Here is a 209-nt window from a genome sequence, read left to right on the forward strand (position 1 = left end):
TTTTTCTATTTTGACTGCATCAACTACAAGACAAACATACCAACGTCCACGACTATCTTCTACGAATGTGCCTGTTTTGATATTGTATTGACTTAATCCGTAACTATCCCATAGTTTAAATTGATGCCTGCCATATTGAACATAGCCATCAGCATATTTGATTGCAACCTTTTTAAACGGTATCCAACCCAGTGAACGTCTAGCTGATT

General features: G+C 36.8%; 1 pseudogene. It reads right to left on the reverse strand.

Annotation, left to right across the window (positions count from 1 at the left end):
- A pseudogene (locus tag ACEO2X_RS14865) lies at window positions 1-209 on the reverse strand (RNA-guided endonuclease TnpB family protein); the annotation flags it as partial.

It is taken from the genome of Acinetobacter sp. AL9, from assembly GCF_041464035.1.
Lineage (GTDB): Bacteria > Pseudomonadota > Gammaproteobacteria > Pseudomonadales > Moraxellaceae > Acinetobacter > Acinetobacter towneri.